The sequence below is a fragment of the Streptomyces sp. NPDC098789 genome (assembly GCF_044759975.1).
Taxonomy (GTDB): domain Bacteria; phylum Actinomycetota; class Actinomycetes; order Streptomycetales; family Streptomycetaceae; genus Streptomyces.
The window spans coordinates 237844-254917 of record NZ_JBIWAJ010000016.1 but is presented as its reverse complement, the minus strand read 5'-3'; the positions used below and the strand labels follow the sequence as shown (position 1 = coordinate 254917).

The following is a 17074-nucleotide window of genomic DNA, read 5'->3' as shown; positions in this document are numbered from 1 at the left end:
CGCGCCACCCGCGACGACGGCCTTGACCGCCGCGATCCCGCCGTCCACCGTCGGGAAACCCGCCGGGAGATACGCCACCAACGCCGCACGATTCTCCGACTTGGCCTTCGCCAGGGTGTCGCTCAACAGCTGGACGTTGCCCGTGTGCGCGCTCACTTGGTGGCTCCTTCGGTGCCGTCGTAGAGGCCGAAGTAGCGGGCCGCCGTATCCATGTCCTTGTCACCGCGACCGGACAGGTTCACGATGATCAACCCGTCCTTGCCCAGCTCCTTACCCAACTCCAGAGCCCCGGCCAACGCATGCGCCGACTCGATCGCCGGAATGATGCCCTCCGTGCGGGAGAGCAGACGCAGCGCCTGCATCGCCTCGTCATCGGTCACCGCCCGGTACTCACCCCGGCCCGCGTCCTTCAAATACGCGTGCTCCGGACCGATCCCCGGATAGTCCAGACCCGCCGAGATCGAATACGGCTCGGTGATCTGACCCTCCTCGTCCTGGAGAACGTAGGAGCGAGAACCGTGCAGGATCCCCGGCTCGCCAGCCGACAGGGTCGCCGCGTGCTCACCCGTCTCGATCCCGTGCCCCGCCGGCTCGAAGCCCACCAGGCGCACGTCCGCGTCCGGAATGAACGCGTGGAAGAGACCGATCGCGTTCGAACCGCCACCCACACACGCCGCGACCGCGTCCGGCAGCCGACCCTCGCGCTCCAGGATCTGGCGACGCGCCTCCACACCGATCACCCGATGGAAGTCACGCACCATCGCCGGGAAGGGATGCGGACCCGCGACCGTACCGAACAGATAGTGCGTGCGGTCCACGTTCGCGACCCAGTCACGGAACGCCTCGTTGATCGCGTCCTTCAACGTCCGCGAACCCGACTTGACCGCGATGACCTCGGCGCCCAACATCCGCATCCGGGCAACGTTCAACGCCTGACGCTCGGTGTCGATCTCACCCATGTAGATCGTGCACTCAAGACCGAACAACGCACAGGCCGTGGCGGTCGCCACACCGTGCTGACCCGCGCCGGTCTCCGCGATCACCCGCGTCTTACCCATGCGCTTGGTCAGCAACGCCTGACCCAACACATTGTTGATCTTGTGCGAACCCGTGTGGTTCAAGTCCTCACGCTTGAGGTACACCGTCGCGCCACCCGCGTGCTCCGCGAACCGCGGCACCTCTGTCAGGGCGCTGGGGCGGCCCGTGTAGTTCACGAGCAGGTCGTTCAGCTCGGCCGCGAACGCCGGATCGACCTTCGCCTTCTCATACTCCGCCGCAACCTCATCCACCGCGGCGACCAACGCCTCCGGAATGAACTTGCCACCGAAATCACCGAAATAGCCCTCGGCGTTGGGGACGGAACCCTCGGGGTCCGGAATGAAGAACTCACTGGACGGCATGCCAGTACTCCTACGGAAGCAATCGGGTGGGATTCACCGTATTGCGCCGAGGGTCCCGTACGTGTCCGGCTCCACCACGGCCAAAGCGGCAGCGGAGCGCGGATCAGGGCACGGGACGGCTACGACGCGGCTCCGCCACGCCATCGCATGCCGTTGACCTGGCCGGGCTCCGACCCGATCACGTACCGGACCCGGCGCCCGCGCACGCGCCGGGCCGGGGCGCGGCAGCCGCGGGGGCGGCAGCCGCGCGCCAGGGGCGCGTGGGCCGACGGCACGCCGACCAGGCCGTGGAGGCCGGGTCGGGTGCGGACGGCGCGGGCGGACGGCATCACGGTCTGGGTCAGCTCCGCCCGTGGCGCAGGGCGGGGTGGGCGCCGGCGGCGACCAGGTCGGCCACGGCGGCCTTCGGGTCTCGGCCGGTGACCAGGGATTCGCCCACGAGGACGGCGTCGGCGCCCTCGTTCGCGTAGGCGATGAGGTCGTGCGGTCCGCGGATGCCGGACTCGGCGACCTTCACGATGTGGGCCGGGATCTCGGGGACGACCCGCTCGAAGGTCGAGCGGTCCACCTTGAGGTCCTTGAGGTTGCGCGCATTGACGCCGATGATCTTGGCGCCGGCGGCGACCGCGCGCTCGGCCTCCTCCTCGTCGTGGACCTCGACGAGCGGGGTGAGGCCGATGGACTCGGCCCGCTCGATGAGGGAGACGAGGGCCTCCTGCTCCAGGGCCGCGACGATCAGCAGCACGAGGTCGGCGCCGTAGGCGCGGGCCTCCCACAGCTGGTACGCCGTGACGATGAAGTCCTTGCGCAGGATGGGAACGTCCACCCGTGCTCGTACGGCTTCCAGGTCCGCGAGGGAACCGCCGAAGCGGCGCTCCTCGGTCAGGACGGAGATGACGGCAGCGCCGCCCGCCTCGTAATCGGCGGCCAGGCCTGCCGGGTCTGCGATCGCGGCGAGCGCGCCCTTGGACGGGCTGGAGCGCTTCACCTCACAGATCACCTTGACGCCTTCGCCACGAAGGGCGGCGACGCCGTCCTTGGCCTGGGGCGCCTTGGCGGCACGCTCCTTGAGCTCGTCGAGGCTGACGCGCGACTGCCTTTCGGCAAGGTCGGCGCGGACCCCTTCGATGATCTCGTCGAGCACACTCACGCGAGCGGCCCCCTTCCGGGTCGGTCGACTGGTTCAAGGTCAGCAATCAAATGGTATCCGCAGGAGGCACTCGCCTCTGCACACGATTGACGGCGTCCCATTGACTGGACATTCGGAATCTGCTCTTCAATCCGGGCTGCGTACGGCCTCACGGGGCCAGCGCCGACCCGAAGGGCAGGTTTCGGACAACGGCGAAAATCAGCGCCATGGCGCCGATTCCCCACCAGTACAGCGGTGCGAGGGCCAGCCGCGGGGTCGGCCCGCCGCGATAGGCGCGAATCAGCCACACGATCATGAAGCCGGCGAAGACGAAGTAGCCGATCACGGCCATGGCATTCGCGCCGAGAGCGGTGATCAGATCGCCGTGGGCGAACGCGTGGGCGCTGCGCAGACCGCCGCAGCCCGGGCACAGGATCCCGGTCAGCCGGAACAGCGGGCAGACCGGGTAGTGGCCCGGTTCGTACGGGTCCACGGCGGCGACGTAGCCGAGGGCCGAGGCGGCCACGGCCAGCGTGAGCACCGGGGCGGCGAGGCGGCGGGCCCGGCCGGGGGCGGCGGGCGCGGCGCCGGGCGGCCCGGGCGTCGCCAGGGGGGTGCGTGAGGCGTCCACGCGCTGATTCTCGTCGGTCATGACAAAAGGCGCAGCCCGACGGGGCCGCGCCTTTCGATTCCGCTCCGGAACATCAGACCTTCGCGGTCTTCGCGGCCTTCATGGCGGCGATGACCGTCGCGAGGTCCTTGTGCTCGGCCTTCGGCGCGCCCATGCCCGCCGCCTTCATCGCCATGCCGACGACGCCGCCGAGCGCCACGATGACCAGGCCGGCGATGAAGCCGGTCAGGTTCGCCAGCACCATGAACGCGCCGGAGACGCAGAAACCGACGAAAGCGATGATGACGCCGGTCCAGGCGGCCGGGGTGTGTCCGTGGTCAGTGCCCGACATGAGTTGCTCCTCGTTGGTCTGTGTTGCTCGGTGTTGCTCCGTCGAACGCGTCTGTGCGACCGCCCGGCCATCATTGTCTTCATTGTCCCGCACCCGGGACACACCTCGCGCCCGGGGGTGACCAGGCTCTCAGCGCCCGCTCGTGGGGTCCTCGCCGCGGTCCAGCGCCTTCCACAGGTCCTCCGGCCGGTCCGGGTCCACCACCGGCGCCTTGCGCGGCCGGGGCGTGCCGTCGCGCTCGTAGCGCCCGCCCATCGCGGGCCAGCTCCGGCCGAAGCGCAGGGCCAGCAGCCCGGCGAGCAGGATCAGGAACGCGCCCGCCGCCGCCACGTACGGCCACGCCGTGTGGGTGAGCGCGGCAGCGTGGGCGGCGGTGTCCGCGGTCGTACGGGCCGCCGCGTCGTCCAGCGCCGCCCGGTCGCCCGCCCCCGCCAGCGCGGCGAGGACCGCGCCGAGGCCGCTCAGCGCGAGCAGCCCGGAGACCAGCAGGCGGCTGCGGCCGCGTACGGCGAACACGGCGACCAGGGCCGCGAGGGCCACGATGGCCAGGGCCGCGGGGACCCCGGTGACCGCCCGTCCGTCGGCCGCCAGCGGCAGCGCGTCGCCCCCGGCCGCGGCGGCGGTGCCGCGCGCCCAGGTCCGGCCCGAGGCCAGCAGGACGACGGTGGCGCCGAGCGCGCCGAGCAGCAGGGCGGCGGCGACGCTGCGTCGGCTGCCGCCGCCGCGCGCGGCGGCCGCATCGGCTTCCGGGTCGGCGGCGGGATCGGTTCGGGGTGGGGGTACGGCGCTCACGTACCCCACTATCCCCTACCGCTTCAGGCGGAGTGGAGGCGGTTCGCCGCTCCGACCGCGCGGAGCACCGCGGCGGCCTTGTTGCGGCACTCCGCGTCCTCCAGCTCGGGCACGGAATCGGCCACGACCCCGGCTCCGGCCTGCACGTACGCCGTGCCGTCGCGCAGCAGTGCGGTGCGGATGGCGATGGCCGTGTCGGCGTCCCCGGCGAAGTCGAGGTAGCCGACGCAGCCGCCGTAGAGCCCGCGGCGGGAGGGCTCCAGCTCCTCGATGATCTGCATGGCGCGCGGCTTGGGCGCACCGGACAGGGTGCCGGCCGGGAAGCAGGCGGTCAGCACGTCGAAGGCGGTCCGGCCCTCGGCGACGCGGCCGGTGACGGTGGAGACGATGTGCATGACGTGCGAGTACTTCTCGATGCTCATGAAGTCGACGACCTCGACGCTGCCGGGTTCGCAGACCCGACCGAGGTCGTTGCGGCCGAGGTCCACGAGCATGAGGTGCTCGGCGCGCTCCTTGGGGTCCGCGAGCAGTTCCTCGGCGAGGTCGTGGTCCTCCTGCGGGGTGGCCCCGCGGTGCCGGGTGCCGGCGATGGGGTGGACCATGGCCCGCCCGTCCTCGACCTTGACCAGCGCCTCGGGGCTGGAGCCGACGACGTCGAAGCCGTTCTCGAAGCGGAAGAGGTACATGTACGGGGACGGGTTGGTGGCGCGCAGCACCCGGTAGACGTCCAGGGCGGAGGCGGTGCAGGGGGTCTCGAACCGCTGCGAGGGCACGACCTGGAAGGCCTCGCCCGCGCGGATGCGCTCCTTGACGTCCTCGACGGCCGCCTGGTACTTCTCGCCGCCCCACAGGGCCGAGTACGCGGGCAGTTCGGAGGCCGGCAGCGGCGCGGGCGTGTACGGCGCCGGGCGGGAGAGGTCGGCCTCCATCGCGTCGAGCCGGGCGACGGCGTCGGCGTACGCCTCGTCGACTCCCGTGTCGAGGTCGTTGTGGTTGATCGCGTTGGCGATCAGCAGGACCGTGCCGTCCCAGTGGTCGAGGACCGCGATGTCCGAGGTGAGCAGCATCGTCAGCTCGGGGAGTTCGAGGTCGTCGTGGGTGTGCTCGCCGATCCGCTCCAGCCGGCGCACGATGTCGTAGCCGAGGTAGCCGACCATGCCGCCGGTGAAGGGCGGCAGGCCGCCCGAGAGGTCGCGCGGGGTGTGCAGGGCCTCGACGGTGGCGCGCAGCGCGTCGAGGGGGTCGCCGGTGGTGGGCACGCCGACGGGCGGGGTGCCGATCCAGTGCGCCTGGCCGCCCTGGACCGTCAGGGTCGCGTCGCTGCGGACGCCGACGAAGGAGTACCGCGACCAGGACCGGCCGTTCTCGGCCGATTCCAGCAGGAACGTGCCCGGGCGCTCGGCGGCCAGCTTGCGGTAGAGGCCGACCGGGGTGTCCCCGTCGGCGAGGAGGCGGCGGCTGACGGGGATGACCCGGCGGTCGGCCGCGAGCTTGCGGAACGTTTCAAGATCCATGGCGTGCGACCTTACCTATTCGGCATCGGCGGGGCGGAGGAGGACGTCGGTGTCGAAGCAGGTGCGGGTGCCGGTGTGGCAGGCCGCGCCGACCTGGTCGACCCGGACGAGCACGGTGTCGGCGTCGCAGTCGAGGGCGACGGACTTCACGTGCTGGAAGTGGCCGGAAGTGTCTCCCTTGACCCAGTACTCCTGGCGGCTGCGGGACCAGTACGTGCAACGGCCGGTGGTCAGGGTGCGATGCAGGGCCTCGTCGTCCATCCAGCCGAGCATGAGCACCTCACCGGTGTCGTACTGCTGGGCGATGGCGGGCAGCAGACCGTCCGCGGAGCGCTTGAGGCGCGCGGCGATCGCGGGGTCGAGGGAGGACGTACTCATGGGGACCATTGTGCAGCGCGGGGCGGGCGGGTACAGAGGACTGTCCGCCTGATGAGCAGGCGCGGGGCCGGTTCCGGCCGTAGGCTGACCCGCATGTCTACCCATGCGAAGCGTGAACGACTGCTGCTGGCGGACCTGTTGGAGTCGGCGGGGCCCGAGGCGCCGACGCTGTGCGACGGCTGGCGGACCCGGGAACTGGCGGCGCACGTGGTGGTGCGGGAGCGTCGGCCGGACGCGGCGGGCGGGATCCTGCTGAACGTGCTGAAGGCCCGGCTGGACAAGGCGATGGCCGAGTACACGGCCAAGCCGTACGAGGAACTCATCCAGCTGATCAGGACCGGCCCGCCGAAGATGTCGGTGTACTCGCTGAAGCAGATCGACGAGGCCGCGAACGCGGTGGAGTTCTACGTCCACGCGGAGGACGTGCGCCGGGCCCAGCCGGACTGGTCGCCCCGCGAGCTGGACCCGGTGTTCTCGGACTCGCTGTGGTCGCGCCTGGAGAAGCTGGCCCGCCTGACGGGTCGCCGCTCCCCGGTGGGCCTGGTGCTGCGCCGTCCGAACGGCCAGACGGCGGTGGCCCACAAGGGCACGCCGGTGGTCACGGTGACCGGCGATCCCGGCGAGCTGACCCTGTTCTGCTTCGGCCGCCAGGCCGCTTCGCGGATCGAACTGGACGGCGAGAAGGACGCGGTGGCGAAACTGACCACGGCGAAGCTGGGCCTGTAGCCCCGGCGATCAGGCGCCCGGTCCCGGTCCCGGTCCCGCCGAGAGCCGCCGCTCCAGTGGGGTGCGCATGCTGGGGCGCACGCGCAGGTCGCCGAAGAAGGCGGCCAGGCGTGCGCTCTCCGCCGCGATGGCGCCGCGGGCTCCGCGACCGGGGTCGGATCCGGTCAGGAGCTCGGTGACGATCTCGCCGTCGGGGCGCTGCGTCCAGCCGCCGACGATCCGGCCGCCCCACCACAGGGTGGGCCCGATGTTGCCGTTGTTGTCGAAGAGCTCCGGGACGTGGGCCGGGTCCAGGTACCAGTCGCGCTGGATCCAGCCCATGGCGGTGGGGTCGAGCGAGGGCAGCAGGGCGGCGGCCGGTTCGGGGGCGGCGGGGGCCTCCAGCTGGGCGGGCAGGGCGTGGGCCGGCCCGCAGCTCAGGTCGACGTCGACGGTGTCGATCCGGGCCAGCGCCTTGCGGGTGTCGGTGAGCGTCCAGCCGGTCCACCACTTGAGGTCCGCGGTGGTGGCGGGGCCGAAGGCGGCGAGGTAGGCGGCGGCCAGTTCGGCCCTGGCCAGGTCGACGGGGAGTTCGGGGTGGGGCTCGGCGGGCATCCAGCGGAACTGCGAGGAGGCCCAGCTGCCGAGCGGGCGGCCGCGGCGGATGCGGCCCTCGGCGGCGAGCACGGACAGGACCCGGCTGGTGATGCGGGGCCTGGCCTCGTACGGCTTGCCCGGCGCCATCACGATCACCTCCTTCAACCGGGGCACCGCGTCGGCGAGTTGGGTCGCGGACGCCTCGCCGCGTTCGGCGAGGGCGGCGAGCACGGCGGCTTCGGTCCGGGCCAGCCAGCCGGCGTCGTGCCCGAGTTGCTCGGCCAGGACCTTCAGCAGCCCGGTGCGCTCGCGGGCGGCCACGGCGCGGGCCGTGGAGGCGTCGACGACGGGGGCCAGGGCGCGGGGCACGACGAACATGGTGCGGCGCATGCACAGCATCCGCGCCAGGCTCCGGTCGGCGTACAGGGCCCGCTCCAGCTCCGTCACCGAGGGGGTGGCCATGCGGGCGGCCGCGCTCAGGTACACGCTGGCGGGATCGGTGGCGTGCAGCGCGAGCACGGCGTCGACGACCTGCTCGGGGGTGGCGGCGCGGGTCGCGGGCGTCAGCAGGTGGCGCGTCGCGAGCAGGGCGCGGCGGTGCTCGTCGGTGATCTTCGGCCGGGTAGCGGTCATGGCGCCACGCTAAGGGGCGTGGCGGACGGATCCCGTCCTAGATCCCCCTAGGCGAAGGTGAGTTCCGCCCGGCGGACCAGGGGTGCGGCGGTGCCGACGACCGCGCCCGCCATGCTCAGCGCGCCGCCCGCGAGGAACACCGGGACGATGCCCCACAGCTCGACGGCCACGCCGAAGGCGGGGTAGGCCAGCGGGGCCAGGCCGACGGCGGTGAAGGCCATCACCGAGCTGACCCGACCGAGGTACGAGGGGTCCGTGGCCGTCTGGATGAGGGCGACGGCCAGCCCTCCGCAGATCCCGCACACCAGGCCCCCCGCCACCGCGAGCGCCACCGCGATCGGCAGGCTCGGCGCCAGGGCCAGGGCGCCGATGGCCGCCGACCCGACGATCAGGGTGAGGTTCTGCACCGCCCCCGCCCGCGGCACCCCGCGGACCAGGGTCAGCAGCAGGGCGCTGGAGGCCGCCCCGGCCCCGAAGGCCCCGACGACCCAGCCGACCCCCGACGCGCCCCAGCCGCGCTCCTCGGCCAGGAGCAGCAGGCCGACGGTGAGCGGGGCGGACGTACCGAGCTGGCTGAGGGTGCCGGAGAGGATCAGCGGGCCGATCAGACCGTGGTGGCGTATGTAGGCCAGGCCCGAGCGCAGCTGCTGCCAGGGGGATTCCGGGCGCCCTTCCCCCGGCGCGTCGGACGCCGTCGGCAGCGGGCCGAGGCGGACCGCCACCAGGAGGGCCAGGGAGAGCCCGAAGAGGGCCGCGGCCACCGCGAAGGCGGCCGCGGGGCCGCCCAGCCCCATGGCCAGACCGGCCACCGGCGGTCCCGCGGTGTTGCCCATGCGCTCGACCAGGCTGCGCAGCCCCTGGACCCGGACGAGGCGCCCGGGTCCGGCGATCCGCGGCGGCAGCGCCCCCACGGCCGGCATGAAGAGCGCGTCGACGGCGCCGAACAGCAGGGCGACGACGACCAGCACCCACAGCCCGGGCGAGGTGAGGGCGACCACCGCAGCCAGCGCGAGCACCACCGCGCAGCGCACCGCGTCGGAGGAGATGACGACCAGGCGGGGGCCGAAACGGTCGGCCACCACTCCCCCGCCCAGCATCAGCAGGGCGCGCGGCACCGCCCCGGCCGCCATGACCAGGCCGACCTGCGCGGGCCCGGCGGTCTGCGCCGCCGCCCAGCCGAGGGCGAGGAAGTAGATCCCGTCGCCGACGAGCGAGGCGGCGTAGGCCGTGAGCCAGCGCCAGACGTTCCGGTTCATGCGAGTCCCCCCAGACCCAGACGCTTCGCCGGACGGACGTCTCAGCGGACCGGGTGCCCGGCCCCCCGCAGCGCGTCCTTGACCTGGCCGATGCGCAGGTCCCCGAAGTGGAACACCGAGGCCGCGAGCACCGCGTCGGCGCCCGCCGCGACCGCCGGGGCGAAGTCGGACAGTTTGCCCGCGCCGCCCGAGGCGATCACCGGGACACTGACGTGCTGACGCACGGCCGCGATCATCTCGGTGTCGTAGCCGTCCTTCGTACCGTCGGCGTCCATCGAGTTCAACAGGATTTCCCCGGCGCCGAGTTCGGCGGCGCGGTGGGCCCATTCGACGGCGTCGATACCGGTGCCCCGGCGGCCGCCGTGGGTGGTGACCTCGAAGGTGCCGGCCGCGGTGCGCCGCGCGTCGACGGACAGGACGAGGACCTGGCGGCCGAAGCGCTCGGCGATCTCCTGGATCAGCTCGGGGCGGGCGATGGCGGCGGTGTTGACGCCGACCTTGTCCGCGCCCGCGCGCAGCAGCTTGTCCACGTCGTCCGCGGTGCGCACGCCGCCGCCGACGGTGAGCGGGATGAAGACCTGCTCGGCGGTGCGGCGCACCACGTCGTAGGTGGTCTCGCGGTTTCCGGAGGAGGCGGTGATGTCGAGGAAGGTCAGCTCGTCGGCGCCTTCGGCGTCGTACAGCTTGGCCATCTCGACGGGGTCGCCGGCGTCGCGCAGGTTCTGGAAGTTGACGCCCTTGACGACCCGGCCGTTGTCCACGTCCAGGCAGGGGATCACCCGTACGGCCAGGGTCATGCGGTGTCTCCTCGGTAGGCCTCGACCTCGACCTCGACGACCAGGCTGGGGTCGATGAAGCCGGACACGATGAGCAGGGAGGCGGCGGGGCGGACGGCGTCGAACAGCTCCTTGTGGGCGCGGCCCACCTCGTCCACGTCCCGCGCGTGCGTCAGGTACATGCGGGTGCGGACGACGTGCTCGGCGCCCAGGCCCACCTGGGCGAGCGCGTCGAGCGCGACCTTGAAGGAGTTCATGGCCTGCTCGTACGGGCCGCCCGCGGTGATCTGGCCGCCCACCACGGAGGTGCAGCCGGAGACCAGGACCAGGCCGTTGGGGAGGGCGACGGCGCGGGAGTAGCCGACGGCTTCCTCCCAGGGACCGCCGGAGGAGATCTTGCGCACCTCGCTCACAGGGCCACCGCCTTCAGCGCCTCTTCGAGGGTGAACGCCTTCGCGTACAGGGCCTTGCCGACGATCGCGCCCTCGACGCCCTGCGGGACCAGCGCGGCCAGCGCCCGCAGGTCGTCCAGCGAGGAGATGCCGCCGGAGGCGACGACGGGCCGGTCGGTGGCGGCGCAGACGTTGCCCAGCAGCTCCAGGTTGGGGCCGGTCAGGGTGCCGTCCTTGCCGATGTCGGTGACGACGTAGCGGGCGCAGCCTTCGGAGTCCAGGCGGGCGAGGGCCTCGTAGAGGTCGCCGCCCTCGCTGGTCCAGCCGCGGCCCTTGAGGGTCGTGCCGCGCACGTCGAGCCCGACCGCGATCTTGTCGCCGTGCTCGGCGATGACCTTGGCGACCCAGTCCGGGGTCTCCAGGGCGGCGGTGCCGAGGTTGACCCGGGTGCAGCCGGTGGCGAGGGCCGCGGCGAGCGTGGCGTCGTCGCGGATGCCGCCGGAGAGCTCGACCTTGATGTCCATGGCGCCGGTGATCTCGGCGACCAGGGCGCGGTTGTCGCCCGTGCCGAAGGCGGCGTCGAGGTCGACCAGGTGCAGCCATTCGGCGCCGGAGGCCTGCCAGGAGAGGGCGGCCTGGAGCGGCGAGCCGTAGGAGGTCTCGCTGCCGGACTCGCCGTGCACCAGGCGGACCGCCTGGCCGTCGCGGACGTCGACCGCGGGGAGCAGTTCGAGCGTGCCGGCGGGGTGCACCGGCTTCGCGATCTTCGCCATCAGAGGGTCTCGATCCAGTTGGTGAGGAGCTGGGCACCGGCGTCGCCGGACTTCTCGGGGTGGAACTGGGTGGCCCACAGGGCGCCGTTCTCCACCGCCGCGACGAAGGGCTCGCCGTGCGTGGCCCAGCTGACCTTGGGGGCGCGGATCAGCGGGTTGGTGACTTCGAGGCTCCACTCGCGCACCGCGTAGGAGTGCACGAAGTAGAAGCGCGCGTCGTCGTCCAGGCCGGCGAAGGCCTGGCTGTCGGCGGGCGCGTCGACGGTGTTCCACCCCATGTGGGGGACGATCGGGGCCTTGAGCGGCTCGACCGTGCCGGGCCATTCGTCGAGGCCCTCGGTCTCCACGCCGTGCTCGATGCCGCGCTCGAAGAGGATCTGCATGCCGACGCAGATGCCCATGACCGGGCGTCCGCCGGAGAGCCTGCGACCGATGATCCAGTCGCCGCGGACCCCCTTGAGGCCGCGCATGCAGGCCTCGAAGGCGCCGACGCCGGGCACCAGCAGGCCGTCGGCGTCCATGGCCTTGTCGTAGTCGCGGGTGATCTCCACCTCGGCGCCGACGCGCGCGAGCGCCCGCTCGGCGGAGCGGACGTTGCCGAAGCCGTAGTCGAGGACGACGACCTTCTTGGTGGGACGAGTGGGCCGGGCGGGCCGGGCGGTGCCGGTGGGGGTGTCGTCGCTCATTCCCAAATCCCTTGGATCCGCAGGACTCCGGCGGCCAGACACATCGCGGAGCCGATGGCGAGCAGGATGACGACCGACTTGGGCATCTTCTGCTTCTGGAAGGAGTAGACGCCGCCGGCCAGGAAGAGGCCGAGGACGATCAGGATGGTGTTGAGGCCGTTCACGGTTAGAGGGCGCCCTTCGTGGAGGGAAGGATGCCCGCGGCGCGCGGGTCGAACTCGGCGGCGTAGCGCAGGGCCCGGGCGAGGGCCTTGAACTGGCACTCCACGATGTGGTGGGCGTTGCGCCCGTACGGGACGTGGACGTGCAGGCCGATCTGCGCCTGCGCGACGAACGACTCGAAGATGTGCCGGGTCATGGTCGTGTCGTAGGACCCGATCATCGGCGCCATGTTCTCGGGCTCGGTGTGCACCAGGTAGGGGCGGCCCGACAGGTCGACGGTGACCTGGGCGAGGGACTCGTCCAGCGGGACCGTGCAGTTGCCGAAGCGGTAGATGCCGACCTTGTCGCCGAGGGCCTGCTTGAAGGCGGCGCCCAGCGCCAGCGCGCTGTCCTCGATGGTGTGGTGGCTGTCGATGTGCAGGTCGCCCTCGGTCTTGACGGTGAGGTCGAAGAGGCCGTGGCGGCCGAGCTGGTCGAGCATGTGGTCGTAGAAGCCCACACCGGTGGACACGTCGACCTTGCCGGTGCCGTCGAGGTCTATCTCGACGAGGACCGAGGTCTCCTTGGTGGTCCGTTCGACTCTTCCGATGCGGCTCATGCCTGCTGCTCCTTCTTCAGTGCGCGAACCGCTTCCAGGAACGCGTCGTTCTCGGCCGGGGTGCCCGCGGTGACCCGCAGCCATCCTGGTACGCCGTTGTCCCTGACCAGGACGCCCTGGTCGAGGATCTGCCGCCATGCGGTGGGGGAGTCCGCGAACGTCCCGAACTGCACGAAGTTCGCGTCGGACGCGGTGACCTCGTAGCCCATGGCGAGCAGTTCGGTGACCAGCCGGTCGCGTTCGGCCTTGAGCTGCTCGACGTAGCCGAGCAGGGTGTCGGTGTATTCCAGGGCGGCCAGTGCGGTCGCCTGGGTGACGGCGGAGAGGTGGTACGGCAGGCGCACCAGCTGTACGGCGTCCACGACGGCGGGGTGCGCCGCGAGGTAGCCCAGGCGCAGTCCGGCGGCGCCGAAGGCCTTGGACATGGTCCGCGAGACCACCAGGTTCGGGCGGCCTTCGAGCAGCGGCAGGAGCGAGTCCCGGTGGCTGAACTCGACGTACGCCTCGTCCAGGATCACCAGCGACGGGCGGGCGGCCTGGGCGGCCTCGTAGAGGGCCAGGACCGTCTCGGCCTCGACCGCCGTGCCCGTCGGGTTGTTGGGCGAGGTGATGAAGACGACGTGCGGGGCGTGCTCCGCGATCGCCCGGGCGGCCGCGTCCACGTCGATAGTGAAGTCGTCGCGGCGCGGACCGGAGATCCAGTCGGTGCCGGTGCCGCGGGCGATCAGGGCGTGCATCGAGTACGAGGGCTCGAAGCCGATCGCGGTGCGGCCGGGTCCGCCGAAGGTCTGGAGCAGCTGCTGGAGGACCTCGTTGGAGCCGTTGGCGGCCCATACGTTCTCCCGCGCGACCGGGTGCTTGCCGGTGCGGGTGAGGTAGGCGGCCAGCTCGGTGCGCAGCTCGATCGCATCCCGGTCGGGGTAGCGGTTGAGGGTGCGGGCGGCCTCGGCGACGCGCTCCGCGATGCGGGCGACGAGCTCCTCGGGCAGGGGGTACGGGTTCTCGTTGGTGTTGAGCTGGACGGGTACGTCGAGCTGCGGCGCGCCGTAGGGGGTCTTGCCGCGGAGCTCGTCGCGGATGGGGAGGTCGTCGATGCCGAGATCGGCGCTCACGGGCCGGGTCACTGCTGGGGAACCTTCCACCCGCTGTGCTGGTCTAGTTCGCCTTCGGCAAAACGCGCCTTGAGGGCGGCGCCGTGCGCGGGCAGGTCCTCGGCCTCGGCGAGGGTGACCACGTGGTGGGCGACCTCGGCGAGGGCGTCGCGGGTGTAGTCCACGATGTGGATGCCGCGCAGGAAGGACTGCACGGACAGGCCCGAGGAGTGGCAGGCGCAGCCGCCGGTGGGCAGGACGTGGTTGGAGCCGGCACAGTAGTCGCCGAGGGAGACCGGGGACCACGGGCCGACGAAGATCGCGCCCGCGTTGCGGACCCGGGCGGCCCAGGCGGCCGCGTCGGCGGTCTGGACCTCCAGGTGTTCGGCGCCGTACGCGTCGACCACCTTCAGGCCGTCCTCCAGGCTGTCGACCAGGACGATCGCGGACTGGCGGCCCGCCAGGGCGGGCTTGATCCGGTCCTCGACGTGCTTGGACGCCGCGACCTGCGGGGCCAGCTCGCGCTCGACGGCCTCGGCCAGTTCGACGGAGTCGGTGACGAGGACGGCGGCGGCCAGCGGGTCGTGCTCGGCCTGGCTGATCAGGTCGGCGGCGACGTGCACGGGGTCGGCCGTGGAGTCCGCGAGGACCGCGATCTCGGTGGGGCCGGCCTCGGTGTCGATGCCGATCTTGCCGGTGAAGTAGCGCTTGGCGGCGGCGACCCAGATGTTGCCGGGGCCGGTCACCATGTTCGCCGGGGCGCACCCGTCCGGGCCCGAGGTGCCGTACGCGAACATCGCCACGGCCTGGGCTCCACCGGCCGCGTACACCTCGTCGACGCCGAGCAGCGCGCAGGCGGCCAGGATCGTCGGGTGCGGCAGGCCGTCGAAGTCGGCCTGCGGCGGGGACGCGAGCGCGATCGACGCGACGCCCGCCTCCTGCGCCGGGACGACGTTCATGACCACGGAGGACGGGTACACCGAGCGGCCGCCGGGCGCGTAGAGGCCCACGCGCTCGACCGGGACCCACTTCTCGGTGACGGTGCCGCCGGGGACGACCTGGGTGGTGTGCTCGGTGCGGCGCTGCTGTGCGTGCACGATCCGGGCGCGCCGGATCGACTCCTCCAGGGCCGCGCGGACGGCCGGATCCAGCCCCTCCAGGGCGGCCTTGATGGCCTCCTCGGGAACCCGGATCCGCTCCAGCACGACCCCGTCGAACTTCTGCGCGTACTCGATCAGCGCCGCCGTGCCACGATGATGGACGTCCTCGCAGATGGGCCGCACCTTGTCCAGGGCGGCCGCTACGTCGAACTCGGCACGGGGCAGCAGATCGCGCAGGGCGCCCCCCTCGGGGAGGGAGTCGCCGCGCAGGTCGATACGAGAGATCACCTCCCAATTCTCTCAGACGCCATCTCGCCACCGTTCGTCCGTATCACTGGCTGATACGCGCCCCGGTCGTCACCGGTGTCCCCTAGCGTTTCGGATACACGGGGTGACGGGGGAAGACAGCTGAAGGGGGGCCGCCGTGGCGGAGCCGCGTCCGGGCGAGGAGCCGCAGGACCTGACGGAGCCGGAACGACGGATGTGGAGCGCCTTTCGCACCGGGAACGTCTGCGACCTGAGCGCGCGGGTCGCGGGCGAGGACGATCCGCACGGGGACCACGTGTGGGGGCCGGCGCGCAGCGTGCGCGCACGGGTGGTGGCGCTGCTGCTGCTCCACGGGCCGCCGCCGGTGCCGGGCCGGGTGTCGTCGCTGAAGCTGCGGGGCGCGCGGATCGCCGGGCGGCTCGATCTGTCCGGCGGCACGGTGGACCCGTACGTCGAGATCCAGTCCTGCCGCTTCGACAGCGAGGTCCAGCTGTCCGAGACCCGGCTGGGCACGCTGCGCCTGGTCGACTGCGCGGTGCCCCGGCTCGACGCGGCCCGCCTGCACACCACGGGTGACCTGCACCTGCTGCGCTGCCGGGTGGCCCGCGGGATCCGGCTGACCGACGCGCAGATCGGCACCGACCTGCTGATCAGCGAGCTGGTCGTGCAGCGGGACAACCGCGGGCGGGCGATCGCCGCCGACGGCATGTCGGTGGCGCAGGACTTCCAGGCCGACCTGATCAAGACGTACGGGGAGGTCAGCCTGCGCGGGGCCAAGATCGGGGTGTCGATGAGCCTGCGCGGGGCCAGGCTCAGCAATCCGTACGGGCGGCTCGCGCTGAACGCGCCCACCCTGACCGTCGAGCGGACCCTCTACCTGACCTCGATCGCCCTCTCCAGCGGGAACGGCGACCCGGGCGCCACTCCCCCCTACGGCTGGGGCCAGACGCCCACGCGCGGCGGCCGCGCCCGGCGCTTCGAGTGCCGGGGCGGACTGCGGCTGGACGACGGGCGGTTCGGGGACGCGGTGGACTTCTACGGCGCCCGCTTCGTGCTCACGCAGGAACAGGAGATATCGCTGCGCCGGATCCAGACCCCCGAGCTGCGGTTCGTGGGCGAGCAGCCGGAGCGGGGGCGGGTGGTGGTGTCGGGGGCGAAGGTGGTCAAGCTGGTCGACCAGTCCACCAGCTGGCCCGCCGCGCCGGGCGCGGTGTCGATGGAGGGGTTCGTCTACGAGAACCTCGCGCCCCGCGGCCACTTCCCGCTCGCCCGCCGCCTGGCGTGGGCGGAGGCGTCCACCGCCGAGTACTCCCCCGAGCCGTACGAGCGGCTGGCGGCCGTGCTGCGGGCCAGCGGTGAGGACGCGGACGCCCGGGAGGTGCTGCTCGCCAAGATGCGCCGGCGCCGGGCGACGCTGCCGCCCGCGGCGAAGGCGTGGGGGTACCTGCAGGACTGGACGATGGCCTACGGGTACCGGCCCGGGCGGGCCGCGCTGTGGATGGCGGTGCTGTGGGCGGCGGGCGCGGTGCTGTTCTCGATGCACGATCCGGAGCCGATCAAGGCGGACGAGCACCCTCAGTGGAGCGCGGCGCTGTACGCCCTGGACCTGTTGCTCCCGGTCATCGACCTCGGACAGCAGGGACAGTGGCTGCTCAAGGGCGGCTGGCAGTGGGGCGCGTCCGTGCTGGTGCTGCTGGGGTGGGTGCTGGCGACCACGGTGGCGACCGGAGCGTCCCGGCTGCTGCGGCGCGGGTAGCGTCCGCGCCGGCGGGCGGCGCGGCGGCGGCGCGGCGGGATCCCGGCGCACGCCCGGCGGGAACCCGGTGCTACGCGGTGGGCGGACAAGGTGACGGGGGTGGCCGC

The 17074-nt window shown here is 72.5% G+C and carries 20 protein-coding genes and 1 pseudogene; 2 read left to right on the top strand and 19 right to left on the bottom strand.

Annotated elements, in window-relative coordinates; all coding sequences use genetic code 11:
• From ACIQWR_RS29455 to hisI, 9 genes and pseudogenes are all read right to left on the bottom strand, one after another.
• Positions 1-156, bottom strand: a pseudogene (locus ACIQWR_RS29455) (tryptophan synthase subunit alpha); the annotation flags it as partial.
• A complete protein-coding gene (gene trpB / locus ACIQWR_RS29450) occupies positions 153-1400 on the bottom strand; it encodes a tryptophan synthase subunit beta (RefSeq protein ID WP_404015597.1) in 1248 nt (415 codons plus the stop codon). The gene trpB and the pseudogene ACIQWR_RS29455, both read right to left, overlap by 4 nt.
• Before the next feature lie 119 nt (positions 1401-1519).
• A complete protein-coding gene (gene trpM / locus ACIQWR_RS29445; RefSeq protein ID WP_404015595.1) occupies positions 1520-1729 on the bottom strand; it encodes a tryptophan biosynthesis modulator TrpM in 210 nt (69 codons plus the stop codon).
• 11 nt (positions 1730-1740) lie between these two features.
• Complete coding sequence (gene trpC, locus ACIQWR_RS29440; RefSeq protein WP_330329924.1) at positions 1741-2550, bottom strand: indole-3-glycerol phosphate synthase TrpC; 810 nt, start codon at positions 2548-2550, stop codon at positions 1741-1743.
• Positions 2551-2698: 148 nt separating this feature from the next.
• Positions 2699-3181, bottom strand: a complete 483-nt coding sequence (locus tag ACIQWR_RS29435) for a DUF2752 domain-containing protein (RefSeq protein WP_404015592.1) — start codon at positions 3179-3181, stop codon at positions 2699-2701.
• Between the two features lie 52 nt (positions 3182-3233).
• Positions 3234-3491, bottom strand: coding sequence for an HGxxPAAW family protein (locus tag ACIQWR_RS29430; RefSeq protein WP_399259335.1), 258 nt, complete (start codon positions 3489-3491; stop codon positions 3234-3236).
• A gap of 129 nt (positions 3492-3620) precedes the next feature.
• Entirely contained in the window at positions 3621-4292 is a 672-nt protein-coding gene (locus tag ACIQWR_RS29425; RefSeq protein WP_404015589.1) for a TIGR02234 family membrane protein, read from the bottom strand.
• Positions 4293-4306: 14 nt separating this feature from the next.
• Entirely contained in the window at positions 4307-5797 is a 1491-nt protein-coding gene (locus tag ACIQWR_RS29420) for an anthranilate synthase component I (RefSeq protein ID WP_404015586.1), read from the bottom strand.
• Between the two features lie 15 nt (positions 5798-5812).
• Positions 5813-6184, bottom strand: coding sequence for a phosphoribosyl-AMP cyclohydrolase (gene hisI, locus ACIQWR_RS29415; RefSeq protein WP_404015583.1), 372 nt, complete (start codon positions 6182-6184; stop codon positions 5813-5815).
• Between the two features lie 84 nt (positions 6185-6268).
• Here hisI and ACIQWR_RS29410 point away from each other — a divergent pair, with 84 nt between their 5' ends.
• Positions 6269-6901, top strand: coding sequence for a TIGR03085 family metal-binding protein (locus tag ACIQWR_RS29410; protein ID WP_404015581.1), 633 nt, complete (start codon positions 6269-6271; stop codon positions 6899-6901).
• A gap of 9 nt (positions 6902-6910) precedes the next feature.
• On the opposite strand, the gene ACIQWR_RS29405 is transcribed toward ACIQWR_RS29410, so the two are convergent.
• Genes ACIQWR_RS29405 through hisD form a run of 10 tightly spaced genes read right to left on the bottom strand, consistent with a single transcriptional unit; the run spans position 6911 to position 15232 of the window.
• Entirely contained in the window at positions 6911-8110 is a 1200-nt protein-coding gene (locus ACIQWR_RS29405) for a winged helix DNA-binding domain-containing protein (RefSeq protein ID WP_404015578.1), read from the bottom strand.
• Between the two features lie 47 nt (positions 8111-8157).
• On the bottom strand, positions 8158-9366 hold the full coding sequence (locus tag ACIQWR_RS29400) for an MFS transporter (protein WP_404015575.1): 1209 nt from the start codon (positions 9364-9366) through the stop codon (positions 8158-8160).
• A gap of 41 nt (positions 9367-9407) precedes the next feature.
• On the bottom strand, positions 9408-10163 hold the full coding sequence (hisF, locus tag ACIQWR_RS29395; RefSeq protein ID WP_404015572.1) for an imidazole glycerol phosphate synthase subunit HisF: 756 nt from the start codon (positions 10161-10163) through the stop codon (positions 9408-9410).
• The gene (locus tag ACIQWR_RS29390) at positions 10160-10555 is read right to left on the bottom strand and encodes a RidA family protein (RefSeq protein ID WP_399259343.1); all 396 of its coding nucleotides are present in this window, start codon (positions 10553-10555) and stop codon (positions 10160-10162) included. Before ACIQWR_RS29390 ends, hisF begins: the two co-directional genes overlap by 4 nt.
• Positions 10552-11307 carry a bifunctional 1-(5-phosphoribosyl)-5-((5-phosphoribosylamino)methylideneamino)imidazole-4-carboxamide isomerase/phosphoribosylanthranilate isomerase PriA gene (gene priA / locus ACIQWR_RS29385; RefSeq protein WP_404015569.1) on the bottom strand — a complete coding sequence of 252 codons (756 nt, stop codon included), beginning with the start codon at positions 11305-11307 and terminating at the stop codon, positions 10552-10554. Before priA ends, ACIQWR_RS29390 begins: the two co-directional genes overlap by 4 nt.
• Positions 11307-11993, bottom strand: coding sequence for an imidazole glycerol phosphate synthase subunit HisH (hisH, locus tag ACIQWR_RS29380; protein ID WP_404015566.1), 687 nt, complete (start codon positions 11991-11993; stop codon positions 11307-11309). The genes priA and hisH overlap by 1 nt, the downstream gene beginning before the upstream one ends.
• A complete protein-coding gene (locus ACIQWR_RS29375) occupies positions 11990-12157 on the bottom strand; it encodes a hypothetical protein (RefSeq protein ID WP_354383948.1) in 168 nt (55 codons plus the stop codon). The genes hisH and ACIQWR_RS29375 overlap by 4 nt, the downstream gene beginning before the upstream one ends.
• 2 nt (positions 12158-12159) lie before the next feature.
• Positions 12160-12753, bottom strand: a complete 594-nt coding sequence (gene hisB, locus ACIQWR_RS29370; RefSeq protein ID WP_404015563.1) for an imidazoleglycerol-phosphate dehydratase HisB — start codon at positions 12751-12753, stop codon at positions 12160-12162.
• Positions 12750-13877 carry a histidinol-phosphate transaminase gene (locus tag ACIQWR_RS29365; RefSeq protein ID WP_404015560.1) on the bottom strand — a complete coding sequence of 376 codons (1128 nt, stop codon included), beginning with the start codon at positions 13875-13877 and terminating at the stop codon, positions 12750-12752. The genes hisB and ACIQWR_RS29365 overlap by 4 nt, the downstream gene beginning before the upstream one ends.
• Positions 13874-15232 (bottom strand): histidinol dehydrogenase, encoded by a 1359-nt coding sequence (gene hisD, locus ACIQWR_RS29360; protein ID WP_404015557.1) that lies wholly within the window; start codon positions 15230-15232, stop codon positions 13874-13876. Before hisD ends, ACIQWR_RS29365 begins: the two co-directional genes overlap by 4 nt.
• Before the next feature lie 136 nt (positions 15233-15368).
• Here hisD and ACIQWR_RS29355 point away from each other — a divergent pair, with 136 nt between their 5' ends.
• On the top strand, positions 15369-16967 hold the full coding sequence (locus ACIQWR_RS29355; RefSeq protein ID WP_404015554.1) for an oxidoreductase: 1599 nt from the start codon (positions 15369-15371) through the stop codon (positions 16965-16967).
• Positions 16968-17074: the final 107 nt, after the last annotated feature.